The organism is Janthinobacterium sp. JC611 (assembly GCF_018682595.1).
Classification (GTDB): Bacteria; Pseudomonadota; Gammaproteobacteria; order Burkholderiales; family Burkholderiaceae_D; genus Janthinobacterium.
This window is the reverse complement of sequence record NZ_JAFLJN010000001.1, coordinates 463,549-475,423: the sequence shown is the minus strand read 5'-3', so window position 1 is coordinate 475,423 and position 11,875 is coordinate 463,549. Positions and strand designations below refer to the sequence as shown.

Annotated in this window: 8 protein-coding genes and 1 rRNA gene; 6 read left to right on the top strand and 3 right to left on the bottom strand. The window is 61.3% G+C overall.

Annotated elements, in window-relative coordinates:
- The first annotated feature begins 235 nt into the window (after window positions 1–235).
- A 5S ribosomal RNA gene (gene rrf, locus J0O65_RS02125) occupies window positions 236–348 on the top strand.
- Window positions 349–477: 129 nt separating this feature from the next.
- Here rrf and J0O65_RS02120 read toward each other — a convergent pair.
- Window positions 478–1,050, bottom strand: a complete 573-nt coding sequence (locus J0O65_RS02120; protein WP_251373239.1) for an acyloxyacyl hydrolase — start codon at window positions 1,048–1,050, stop codon at window positions 478–480.
- A gap of 84 nt (window positions 1,051–1,134) precedes the next feature.
- Between J0O65_RS02120 and J0O65_RS02115 the strand changes: the two genes are divergently transcribed.
- Window positions 1,135–2,037 carry an NAD(P)-dependent oxidoreductase gene (locus tag J0O65_RS02115; RefSeq protein WP_285896771.1) on the top strand — a complete coding sequence of 301 codons (903 nt, stop codon included), beginning with the start codon at window positions 1,135–1,137 and terminating at the stop codon, window positions 2,035–2,037.
- Between the two features lies 1 nt (window position 2,038).
- Here J0O65_RS02115 and J0O65_RS02110 read toward each other — a convergent pair whose 3' ends face one another.
- Window positions 2,039–3,232: a M20 aminoacylase family protein gene (locus tag J0O65_RS02110; protein WP_215403605.1), complete on the bottom strand. Its 1,194-nt coding sequence runs from the start codon at window positions 3,230–3,232 to the stop codon at window positions 2,039–2,041.
- A gap of 207 nt (window positions 3,233–3,439) precedes the next feature.
- On the opposite strand from J0O65_RS02110, the gene J0O65_RS02105 reads away from it, so the two are divergent.
- From J0O65_RS02105 to J0O65_RS02090, 4 genes are all read left to right on the top strand, one after another.
- Complete coding sequence (locus tag J0O65_RS02105; protein WP_215403603.1) at window positions 3,440–5,515, top strand: molybdopterin-containing oxidoreductase family protein; 2,076 nt, start codon at window positions 3,440–3,442, stop codon at window positions 5,513–5,515.
- A gap of 2 nt (window positions 5,516–5,517) precedes the next feature.
- On the top strand, window positions 5,518–6,573 hold the full coding sequence (locus J0O65_RS02100) for an aminopeptidase (protein WP_215403601.1): 1,056 nt from the start codon (window positions 5,518–5,520) through the stop codon (window positions 6,571–6,573).
- A gap of 276 nt (window positions 6,574–6,849) precedes the next feature.
- Window positions 6,850–8,532, top strand: a complete 1,683-nt coding sequence (locus J0O65_RS02095) for a long-chain fatty acid--CoA ligase (RefSeq protein WP_215403599.1) — start codon at window positions 6,850–6,852, stop codon at window positions 8,530–8,532.
- Window positions 8,533–8,592: 60 nt separating this feature from the next.
- A complete protein-coding gene (locus J0O65_RS02090) occupies window positions 8,593–10,275 on the top strand; it encodes a long-chain-fatty-acid--CoA ligase (RefSeq protein ID WP_215403597.1) in 1,683 nt (560 codons plus the stop codon).
- A 3-nt stretch (window positions 10,276–10,278) separates the two neighbouring features.
- Here the strand turns inward: J0O65_RS02090 and J0O65_RS02085 are convergent, their stop codons facing one another.
- A complete protein-coding gene (locus J0O65_RS02085) occupies window positions 10,279–11,868 on the bottom strand; it encodes an alkaline phosphatase D family protein (protein ID WP_215403595.1) in 1,590 nt (529 codons plus the stop codon).
- Window positions 11,869–11,875: the final 7 nt, after the last annotated feature.

Genomic DNA, 11,875 nt, shown 5'->3' with positions numbered 1-11,875 from the left:
AACTTTGCGCCGATGATAGTGCTGCAACCAGTGTGAAAGTAGGTTATCGTCAGGCTTGTTATGCGCAGTAGAGAAAAACCCGATCAGCGATGGTCGGGTTTTTTTTCGTCTGGCGATTTATTCACCATAAAAGCGCCATTTTTAGCCCCATCTTCAGGGAAATTCCTATATAATTCTCCTCCTCAGATCAGATGGTTTGCTGCCCCGTTGGGAGCAGGCTGTTGAAAAAGTTATGCCTGATGACCATAGCAAGTTGGTCCCACCCCTTCCCATCCCGAACAGGACCGTGAAACAACTTTGCGCCGATGATAGTGCTGCAACCAGTGTGAAAGTAGGTTATCGTCAGGCTTGTTATTCGAAAAAACCCCTTCCGGTGATCCGGTTGGGGTTTTTTTACGTCTGCTGCTTTTTTCAATAACCGCGTGCGGACATAAAAAAAGCAGCGCTGCGCGCTGCTTTTGTCATTTATCACGCGCATTAAAAGTGATAAGCGACTTTGACGTTCATGTAATTGACGCCGCTATTCGGTTTCTTGTAGCCGCCGTTCGAGAAATGCTGGATTTTCGCAGCGACTTCCCATTTGTTGTTGAAGACGTAGCCGACGCCGATATGGTCGCCGAACTGGAAGTGGGTCGACAGGCGGTTGTCATCGTTATCGTACAGCTTGGACAGCATGTGTACGCCAATGCCGCCTTCCGCATAGAAACCCAGCTTATTTGTATTTTCAAAGCGGAACACAGGGGTAAAGCCCAGGTCCCACAGTTTTTGATGCTGGCCAGGGACGTTGCGATAGCTCTTGCCATCCCAGCCGCCGATGCTGGCATCCCAGTAACCGCTCAACTGCGTACCATTCGATACGAACCAGGCCTTATCCCAGTTCGAGGTCACGCCGGCGCGTACCATTTGTACCTTCACGCCCTTGGCATATTCGCCGTAGACGGAGTCGATCAGTTTGTCGTCGGCGGCAAAGCCGGCGTTGGCCGCCATCAGCGCGGCAACGGCGGCGATGGATTTGAGGAGATTCTTCTTGAAGAACATAGAGGCTTTCATCGTAAAATTGGCCGATAGGCTATTGTTGTACAGGCACCTTGCTTTGCATGCCGCTCTCGCCACTTGTTGATCTCAGGGGTTCAATTGACATTCTCTACAAAAATCGCATTTCTCGGTATCGGTCTGATGGGGGATCCGATGGTCCGGTGCCTGCTACGCGCTGGATATTCTGTCACAATTTGGAATCGCACGCACAGCAAGGCCCAAGTCCTGCGTGCGGCAGGGGCGCAGCCGGCCGTTTCCGTGGCTGAGGCTGTCAATGGCGCGGACGTGGTCATTTCGATGCTGGAAGCCGGTCCCATCGTGTCGCAGGTGCTGCAGGAAGCGCTGCCGGCATTACCTGCTGGTGCGCTGTGGATCGATATGAGTTCCACCCAACAATCAGAAGCCCGGCAATTTCATGCCACTTTACTGGCGGCAGGCCATGCCTTCATCGATGCGCCCGTGTCGGGCGGCGTCGGCGGGGCGCAGGCGGGCACCTTGGCCATCATGGCCGGCGCCAGCACCAATGATTACGCGCGTGTGGAAACTATTTTGACGGCAATGGGTCGCCCGACCCTGGTGGGGCCGCCAGGCAGTGGCCAGGTCGCCAAGCTGTGCAATCAGCTGATCGTCGGCGCGACATTGCATATCGTGGCCGAGGCGCTGTTGCTGGCCCAGGCGGCCGGCGCCGATGCGAGCGCCGTGCGGGCAGCCATCCGTGGCGGCTTTGCCGAGAGCAAGATTTTGGAGGTGCATGGCCAGCGCATGCTGGAACGTAACTTTGTGGCCGGTGGGCAGGTGAAAAGCCAGATCAAGGACATGCACAACATCCTCGCGGCGGCCGAGGCGGCCCACGTCAGCTTGCCCGTGACGCAGCTGGTGACGCAACGCTACGAGTCCATCGCCCGGACTTATCCGACAGCGGACCACGCGGCCGCCTTGCTGGCCCTGGAAGCGTTGAATCCGGGCCAGCGCCTGGGCACAGGTCCGGATCAACTGAGCTGATTCAAGCGACGGGCAGGCTCGCTTCGGCCAGCTTGACCCAGAAACTGGCGCCGATGGGCAACAGATTGTCGTTGAAGTCGTAGCTGCCATTGTGCAAGACGCACGGCCCCAGGCCATGGCCGCCATCGCGGTGCTCGCCATCGCCATTGCCGATGAAAATGTAGCAGCCGGCTTTTTCTTGCAGGAAGAAGGCGAAATCTTCCGCGCCCATGGTCGGTTCGACATTCGCGTTGACCTTGTCCGCGCCCACCACGCTTTTCATGACGTCGACGGCAAACGCCGTTTCTTTCGCGTGGTTGACCAGCGGCGGATAGTTGCGCTTGAAGTGGAAATCGACTTCCGCGCCAAAGGCGGCGGCGGTGTGCACGGCGATGTCGCGCATGCGCTCCTCGATCAGGTCCAGCACGGGCGTGGTGAAGGTGCGCACGGTGCCGACCAGGCTGGCGTCATCGGGAATCACATTGGTGGCGCTGCCTGCGTGGATTTGCGTGATCGACAGCACGGCCGTATCGAGCGGACTCTTGTTGCGCGTGATGACGGTTTGCCAGCTTTGCGCGATCTGCACGGCCACCATGACGGGATCGATGCCCTTGTGCGGCTGGGCTGCGTGGGCGCCCTTGCCTTTGACGGTGACGTGAAATTCATTGCTGGACGCCATCATCGGGCCTTCCACCACGCTCAGCGTGCCCGTTTCGGCGCCTGGCCAGTTGTGCATGCCATAGATGGCATCCATGGGAAAGCGGGTAAACAAGCCGTCTGCGATCATTTCGCGCGCGCCGGCGCCGCCTTCTTCGGCCGGCTGGAAGACCAGATACACGGTGCCATCGAAATGGCGGTGCTGCGCCAGGTAATGGGCGGCGCCCAGCAGCATGGCCGTGTGGCCGTCATGGCCGCAGGCGTGCATCTTGCCCGGATGGCGCGAAGCATGCTCGAAGGTATTCATTTCCTGCATCGGCAAGGCGTCCATGTCGGCGCGCAGGCCGATGGCGCGTGTCGACGTACCATGCTTGATGATGCCAACCACGCCAGTACGGCCCAGGCCGCGTACCACGGGAATGCCCCATTCCGTCAGTTTGGCGGCGACCACGTCCGAGGTGCGCTGTTCTTCGTAGCACAGCTCGGGATGCGCATGCAGGTCGCGGCGGATACCTTGCAGCTCGGATTGAAACGCCAAGATCGGATCAACTAGTTTCATGGGACTCTCCTGTGGGTGCTGGCGCGCAGCAATGTATGGCGTGCCGGGCCGCGCTTGTTTGATCGAAAACAGGCGCGGCTAATAGTGCATTGTAGCCCTTGTTTGTCGGGTAAATCCAGCGCACGGATGTGCTTGGTACGGCGCCAACAGCAAGGGCGCGGAATGGTTTACAGTATCGCCTTCCCCCAACGTTTTTTGGATTGCCCCATGACCACCACCCAAGTGCGCGCCGCCTGCCCGCTCGACTGCCCCGATACCTGCGCCTTGCTGGTCACCGTGACCGACGGGGTGGCAACAGCCGTCAAGGGCGATCCCGACCACCCGACCACGGCTGGCGTGCTGTGCACGAAGGTGTCGCGCTTTACGGAGCGCACCTACCATGCGGACCGCTTGCTGCATCCGCTGCGCCGCGTGGGCAAGAAGGGCGAAGGCAAGTTCGAGCGCATCAGCTGGGAAGAAGCGCTGCAGACCATCGCCGCCCGCTTGAAACCGATCGCCGCGCGTGATCCGCAGGCGATCTTGCCGTACAGCTACTGCGGCACCATGGGCCTGGTGCAGGGCGAATCGATGTCGTCGCGCTTTTTCAACCAGCTGGGCGCCTCCCTGCTGGACCGCACCATCTGTGCGTCGGCCGGCGCCACCGGTTACCGTTACACGGTGGGCGCCAGCATCGGCACGGACATGGAGCAGTTCCAGAACGCCAAGTTGATCATCATCTGGGGCGGCAACCCGATCGCCTCGAATTTGCACTTCTGGATGCGCGCGCAAGAGGCCAAGCGTCATGGCGCCACCCTGATCGCCATCGACCCCTACCGTTCGCTGACGGCCGAAAAGTGCCACCAGCATATCGCCTTGCTGCCGGGGACCGATGCGGCCCTGGCGCTGGGCTTGATGCATGTGCTGATCGCTGAAGACCTGGTCGACCACGACTATATTGCGCAGTACACCATCGGCTATGCTGAACTGAAACAGCGCGCCCTGGAGTGGCCGCCCGAGCGCGTAGCCCAGGTGTGCGGCATCACGACCGCGGAAGTGGTGGAACTGGCGCGCCTGTACGGCCAGGCATGCCGCTCCGGCGAGGGCGCCGCCATCCGTGCCAACTATGGCGTGCAGCGCGTGCATGGCGGCGGCATGGCGGTGCGCAATATCGCCTGCCTGCCGGCCCTGACGGGGGCATGGCGTCATCCGGCCGGCGGCATGCAGCTGTCGAGCTCGGGTTCCTTCCCCGTCAACCGCAAGGCCTTGCAGCGTCCCGATTTGCTCAAAGGCACGCCGCGCACCATCAACATGAGCACCATCGGCGACGATTTATTGAAAGAAAGTTCCGCCGAGTTCGGCCCGCAAGTGGAAGCCGTGATCGTCTACAACTCGAATCCCCTGGCGGTGGCGCCTGATTCGTCGAAAGTGGCGCAGGGCTTTGCCCGCGAAGACTTGTTTACGGTCGTGCTCGAACATTTCCAGACCGATACCGTCGATTACGCCGACATCGTGCTGCCCGCCACGACGCAGCTGGAACATGTCGATGCGCATTCCACCTACGGCCACCTGTACATGATGGCGAACAACGCGGCCGTCGCGCCGCTGGGCGAAGCGAAGGCGAATACGGAAATCTTCCGCCTGCTGGCGCAATACATGGGCTTTGATGACCCGTGCTTCCAGGAAAGTGACGATGCGCTGGCGGCCAAGGCCTTCGATGCGAGCGATGCGCGCGCCGTGCATTTCGACTGGGAATCGCTGAAACGCACGGGCTGGCAAAAGCTGGCCATGCCGGAGGCGCCATTTGCCGAGGGCGGTTTCCCCACGCCATCGGGCAAGTGCGAATTGTATTCCAGCGCCATGGCGCTGGCGGGACTCGATCCCTTGCCCACGTATATCGCGCCGCACGAATCGCTGGCCAGCAATCCCGCGCTGGCAGCCCGTTATCCGCTGGCCATGATCTCGCCGCCGGCGCGCAATTTCCTCAATTCCACCTTCGTCAACGTGAAAAGCCTGCGCGCGGCCGAGGGCGAACCGCACCTCGATATCCATCCGGACGACTGCGCCGCGCGCGGCATCGTGGCCGGCGACATGGTGCGCATTTTTAATGACCGCGGCAGCTTTGTTGCCAAGGCCAGGGTGACGGACAAGGCGAGGCGGGGCCTGGTGGTGGGCTTGTCCGTGTGGTGGAAGAAACTCGCCAGCGATGGCAAGAACGCCAATGAAGTGACGAGCCAGCGCCTGACGGACATGGGCCGCGCGCCGACCTTCTACGATACGCTGGTCGAAGTGGAAAAGGCTGCCTGACCATGGCCCTGGCACGCTGGCCGGCCCGCTTGCTTGTCGGCACGGTGTGCCTGCTGCTGGGCGGCTGCACGCAGTTGCGCTATTACACGCAGGCGGCGCAGGGGCAATATGCGCTGTGGTCCGGCGCGCGTCCCATCGGCGACTGGCTCGACGACCCGGCTACCGAGCCGCGCCTGAAAGCGCGCCTGGCCAGGGCGCAGCACATCCGCCGCTTTGCCGTCAGCGAGCTGGATTTGCCAGACAATGGCAGCTACAAGAATTATGCGGCCCTGCGGCGTCCCTTCGTGCTGTGGAACGTGGTGGCCACGCCGGAACTGTCGTTGCAACCGCTGCAATGGTGTTTCCCCATCGCCGGCTGCGTCAACTATCGCGGTTACTATGACAAGGCAGAGGCGCTCGCGTATGCCGAGGAATTGCGGGCCCAGCATTACGACGTGCAGGTGGGCGGCGTGCCCGCGTATTCCACCCTGGGCTGGTTCGACGACCCCCTGTTGTCGACTTTTATTCACTACAACGATGCGGAACTGGCGCGCCTGATCTTCCATGAACTGGCGCACCAGGTGGTGTACGTGCCCGGCGACTCGGCCTTCAACGAGTCATTTGCCAGTGCCGTGGAAGAGGCGGGCGTGCAGCGCTGGCTGGCGCGCGAGGGCAATGACACGCTGCGTGCCGCCTACGCCCAGTACACGGCGCGGCGCCAGGATTTCCTGGCCCTGCTGCTGCGTTACCGGGGCGAACTGGAAGCCGTGTATGCGAGCGACGCCAGCGATGCGGAGAAGCGCGCGCGCAAGGCGCAGGTGTTTGCTGCACTGAAAGAAGCGTATCAGGTGATGAAGCAAAACTGGGGTGGCTTCGCCGCTTACGACCGCTGGTTCGAGCAACCGTTGAGCAATGCGCACCTCGCTTCCGTGTCTACCTACAATGAATTTTTGCCTGCCTTCAAAAAATTGCTGGAAGAAAAAAAGAACTTTCGTGCTTTTTATGCTGCAGTGCACACAATGGCCCAGATCGAGAAGCCTGAGCGCAGGCGTGCGCTGGAACAATTGTCCAGCCCCTGACCCGTAAAGATTGTCTGGCACGTCAGCTCCAACCATCCTGCAACAGTGTATTTATCATGTTGCGCTGCAGCATAAAATACCCTTAGAGTTGCCGCTCGAATACTGTTGAAAGCGCTTGCATGGAAGCGCGGCGCCCGATAGCATCGCATTAGTAGCATAGAGCAATTGCTCGTCAGAATGCTCAAACTGACTGCAGGACGACAGAATCCGCAGCAATGATCCGCGCCGGCACGCTGCGCCGGCTCCCCCACGATTATTCGAGACAAGAGGCACAGGATGGACAAAATTTGGCTGAAGTCGTACCCTCCCGGCGTCCCCGCCGACATCGATCCTGATCAATATCGTTCGCTCGTGCATCTGCTGGAAGAAGCGTTTCAAAAATATGCGGATCGCAATGCCTATGTCTGCATGGACAAATTTCTCACCTATGCCGAACTCGATACCTATTCGCGCCAGCTGGGCGCCTGGCTGCAAAGCCGTGGCCTGAAGAAGGGCGCCAGGGTTGCCCTGATGATGCCAAACGTGCTCCAGTATCCGGTGGCCATTGCCGCCGTCTTGCGCGCCGGCTATACGGTGGTCAACGTCAACCCCTTGTATACGCCGCGGGAATTGGAACACCAGCTCAACGATTCGGGCAGCGAAGCCATCATCGTGCTGGAAAACTTCGCCCATACGCTCGAGCAAGTGCTGGGCAAGACGGCCGTCAAGCACGTCGTCGTTGCCAGCATGGGCGAAATGCTGGGCGGCTTGAAGGGCATGCTCGTCAATTTTGTCGTGCGCAACGTCAAGAAGATGGTGCCCGCGTATTCCTTGCCGAACGCCATGCGTTTCAAACAGGCGCTGTCGCTGGGCAGCCGCATGAAACTCACGCCCGTCGAGCTGAGCATCCATGACGCTGCTTTCCTGCAATACACGGGCGGCACGACGGGCGTGTCGAAAGGCGCGACCTTGAGCCACCGCAATGTGATCGCCAACGTGCTGCAGAGCGAAGCGTGGTCGGGCGCGGCGCTCGATCAGAACAGCAAGGAACAGATGATCGTCGTTTGCGCCTTGCCGCTGTACCATATCTTTGCCCTGACGGCGTGCGCGATGTGGGGCACGCGCGTGGGCGCCCTGAATATCCTGATCCCGAACCCGCGCGATATTCCGGGCCTGATCAAGGAACTGGGCAAGTACAAATTCAACCTGCTGCCAGCGGTCAATACGCTGTATAACGCGCTGGTGAACCACCCCGATTTCGCCAAGCTTGATTTCTCGGGCTTGAAGATCGCCAATGGCGGCGGCATGGCGGTGCAGCAAGCCGTCAATGACAAGTGGCTGCAAGTGACGGGCGTGTCCATCATCGAAGGCTATGGCCTGTCGGAAACGTCGCCCGTCGCCACCTGCAACCGCGCCGACAGCACGGCGTTTTCCGGCACCATCGGCTTGCCCGTGCCCTCGACCGATATCGCCATCCTCGACGATGACGGCAAGGAAGTGCCGCTGGGACAGACGGGCGAGATCGCCATCCGCGGCCCGCAAGTGATGAGCGGCTACTGGAATCGTCCCGACGAGACGGCCAAGGTCATGACACCCGACGGCTACTTTAAATCCGGCGATGTCGGCATCATGGACGAGCGCGGCTACGTGAAGATCGTGGACCGCAAGAAAGACATGATTCTCGTCTCCGGCTTCAACGTGTATCCGAACGAAGTCGAAGCCGTCATCGCGGCCCATCCGGGCGTGCTCGAGTGCGCCTGCGTGGGCGTGCCCGACGAGCATTCGGGCGAGGCCGTGAAAGTGTTTGTCGTGCGCAAGGACCCGAACCTGACCCAGGCGGTGCTGGCTGCGTATTGCAAGGAACAATTCACGGGCTACAAGCGGCCGAAATACATCGAGTTCCGCGATGAACTGCCGAAAACCAACGTCGGCAAGATCTTGCGTCGCGCCCTGCGCGACGAAACGAAGATAGCAGCATAAACAGTGCAGGGTGCGCGTCAAGGCCGCGCACCCTTTCATACAGATAAAGATGAGGCATAGATGGACAAGATTTGGTTGAAGTCGTACCCGGACAGCGTTCCCGCAGAGATTGATTGCACGCAATACCGTTCCGTGACGCACCTGCTGGAAGAGTCGTTCCAGAAATACGCGGACCGCCACGCTTTCGTGTGCATGGATAAATTCCTGACCTACCGCGAGCTCGACCAGCTGTCGCGGCAGATGGGCGCCTGGCTGCAAAGCCGTGGCCTGCAACCGGGCGCGCGCGTGGCGATCATGCTGCCTAACGTGTTGCAGTACCCGGTGGCCATGGCGGCGATCCTGCGCGCCGGCTACACGGTGGTCAACGTCAATCCGTTGTACACGCCGCGCGAATTGCAGCATCAGCTGATCGATTCGGGCAGCGAAGCGATCATCGTGCTGGAAAACTTCGCCACCACGGTGGAGCAGGTATTGCCGCATACCCAGGTCAAGCATGTGATCGTCGCCACCATGGGCGATTTGCTCGGTGGCTTGAAGGGCGCCATCGTCAACTTCGTCGTGCGCAAGATCAAGAAAATGGTGCCGGCGTTTTCCTTGCCGGGCGCCATCAGCTTCAACAAGATGCTGGCCGAGGGTTCCCGTTTGACACTCACGCCGGTGCAGCAGGGGCATGACGATATCGTCTTCCTGCAATACACGGGTGGCACGACGGGCGTGTCGAAAGGCGCGATGTTGTTGCACCGTAACGTGATCGCCAACGTGCTGCAAAACGAGGCGTGGATTTCGCCCGTGATGACGCCAGAAATGCGCGCCACCTCGATGGGCTTCATGTGCGCCTTGCCCCTGTATCACATCTATTCGCTGACGGTCAGCGCCCTGATGGGCATGCGCGTGGGCGGCTTGAACGTGCTGATCCCCAACCCGCGCGACATCCCCGGTTTCGTCAAGGAATTGGCCAAGCACAAGATCGTCGTTTTCCCGGCCGTCAACACCTTGTACAACGCGCTGCTGAACAATGCCGACTTCGCCAAGCTCGATTTCTCCAGCTATAAAGTGTGCAATGGCGGCGGCATGGCCTTGCAGCGCAACGTGGCCGAACGCTGGCTGAAATTGACTGGCTGCCCGTTGATCGAAGGCTACGGCATGTCGGAAACGTCACCCGTGGTGACGGGCAACCGCGTCGACATCACGGAATTTACGGGCACCATCGGCTTGCCTTTCCCGTCGACGGAAGTGGCGATTCTCAACGACGACGGCGTGGAAGTGCCGCTGGGCGAACCGGGCGAGATCGCCGTGCGCGGCCCGCAAGTGATGGCCGGCTACTGGCAGCGTCCGGACGAGACGGCCAAATCGATGACGGCCGACGGCTACTTCAAGACGGGCGACGTGGGTGTCATGGACGAGCGCGGCTACGTCAAAATCGTGGACCGCAAGAAAGACATGATCATCGTCTCCGGCTTCAATGTGTATCCGAACGAAGTGGAAGACGTGGTCGCTTCGTGCCCGGGCGTGCTTGAATGCGCCTGCATCGGCGTGCCGGACGCCAACGCGGGCGAAGCCGTGAAAGTGTTTGTCGTGCGCAAGGATCCGAACCTGACGGTGGAACAGATCCGCGAGCATTGCAAGCATGAATTGACGGCCTACAAGAAACCGAAATACATCGAGTTCCGCGATGAATTGCCGAAGACCAATGTCGGCAAGATATTGCGCCGTCAATTGCGTGACGAAAAGAAGGTTGCCTAGGCTTCAACTTTGCAAGCCAGCCTTGCCGTCCCGGACGGTAAAGCTGGCCAGCGTCGCGATGGGGGAGGCGCTGTCGCGCACATTCTCCAGGCCCTGGAACAGGGTCGTGGTTTGACTTGGCGTGATCTCCATCCACATATAGCCGCGCTTGTCGCTGCGGCCGTAGCGCATGTGCGGGTTCATCGCCACGTACTGCTCCGTGCGCGCCTGCGGACGGGAACTCGAGGTGATGGAGGTGCCGCAAAACTCCGTGGCCAGCACGGGATTATCCTTGCTGACCGGGCGCATGGCGTTGCGGCTCAGTTCGGTGGCATAAAAGGTGTGCACGTCGCCCGACAGCACCAGCGGGTTGCTGGCCTTGCTGCTGCGCAAGGCGTTGAGCAGGTGCTGACGCGCCACGGGATAGCCATCCCAGCCATCGGTCCAGACGCGCTCGTCGCCGAGCCGCAGGATGGGCACCTGGCTAGCTTGCGCCATCAGGGTTTGCTGGGCCAGGATATTCCAGCGTGCGGGGGAATCGTCGAGGCCCGCTTGCAGCCAGCGCTGCTGTTCCTCGCCCAGCATCGTGCGTTGCGGTTGCAGCAAGTCGGGGCAGTTGCGCGTGGTGACGGAATTGGAGCCGCCGCGCCCCTGCCTGGCGCACGCATGATGGGCGCGGTATTGCCGGTCGTCCAGCACGTGGAAGCGCGCCAGCCGGCCCCAGTCGTAGCGCTGGTAGATGCGCATGTCGACAAAGCCCCGTCTGCCCAGCGGCAACAGGCGCAGCGGCATGTGTTCATAGAACGCCTGGTAGGCGGCCGCGCGGCGCTGCAAAAAGCCAGGCGTGAGCAACTCGTCGCGGTCGTTGCCGTAATCGTTGGCCACCTCATGGTCGTCCCAGGTGACGATCCATGGCGCGGCCAGGTGCGCGCCCTGCAAGTCGCGGTCGCTCTTGTATTGCGCATAGCGGGCGCGGTACTCGTCCAGGGTAAAACTTTCATGCGTGCGCATGGCCCGGTTCGGGTGCTGCAGCTGGTAGGGGCCCCACTCATAAATGTAATCGCCGAGGAAGGCCACCAGGTCGGGCGCGGCCGCCGCGATGTGCCGGTGCGCCGCATACGCGCCGAATTCCCAGTGCTGGCAGGAAGCGACGGCCAGTTTCAGCGAGGCAGGTAGGGAGCCGGGCTCGGGCGCCGTGCGCGTGCGGCCCACGGGACTGACGGCGTCGCCCAGCATGAAGCGGTACCAGTACCAGTGTCCGGGCGCCAGGCCGCCCACGTCGACGTGCACGCTGTGCGCGAGGGTGGGCATGGCCGTGGCGTGGCCCTTGGCCACGATGCGGCGAAAACCTTCATCGTCGGCCACTTCCCAGCGCACGCTCAGGGCGATGGCGGGCGTGGCGGCGGCATGCAGCGGGTCGTGGCAGATGCGCGTCCACAGCACGACGGCATCGGGCAAGGGTGAGCCGGAGGCGATGCCGAGCGCGAACGGATAGCCGGCGCCATTGATGCGCGTGGCGGCGCTGGCGCTGGAGCCGGACAGCACGCTGCCGGCGGCGGCCAGCGCCGTGATGCGCGCAGCGCTGTGCAGGAAGATGCGGCGCTGCTCATCCATGGTGTGG

What these genes read in the sequence shown, in the direction of transcription:
- J0O65_RS02120 (WP_251373239.1), bottom strand. Translation starts at nt 1,050, where the DNA reads ATGAAAGCCTCTATGTTCTTCAAGAAGAATCTCCTCAAATCCATCGCC.
- J0O65_RS02110 (WP_215403605.1), bottom strand. Translation starts at nt 3,232, where the DNA reads ATGAAACTAGTTGATCCGATCTTGGCGTTTCAATCCGAGCTGCAAGGT.
- J0O65_RS02105 (WP_215403603.1), top strand. Translation starts at nt 3,440, where the DNA reads ATGACCACCACCCAAGTGCGCGCCGCCTGCCCGCTCGACTGCCCCGAT.
- J0O65_RS02100 (WP_215403601.1), top strand. Translation starts at nt 5,518, where the DNA reads ATGGCCCTGGCACGCTGGCCGGCCCGCTTGCTTGTCGGCACGGTGTGC.
- J0O65_RS02095 (WP_215403599.1), top strand. Translation starts at nt 6,850, where the DNA reads ATGGACAAAATTTGGCTGAAGTCGTACCCTCCCGGCGTCCCCGCCGAC.
- J0O65_RS02090 (WP_215403597.1), top strand. Translation starts at nt 8,593, where the DNA reads ATGGACAAGATTTGGTTGAAGTCGTACCCGGACAGCGTTCCCGCAGAG.
- J0O65_RS02085 (WP_215403595.1), bottom strand. Translation starts at nt 11,868, where the DNA reads ATGGATGAGCAGCGCCGCATCTTCCTGCACAGCGCTGCGCGCATCACG.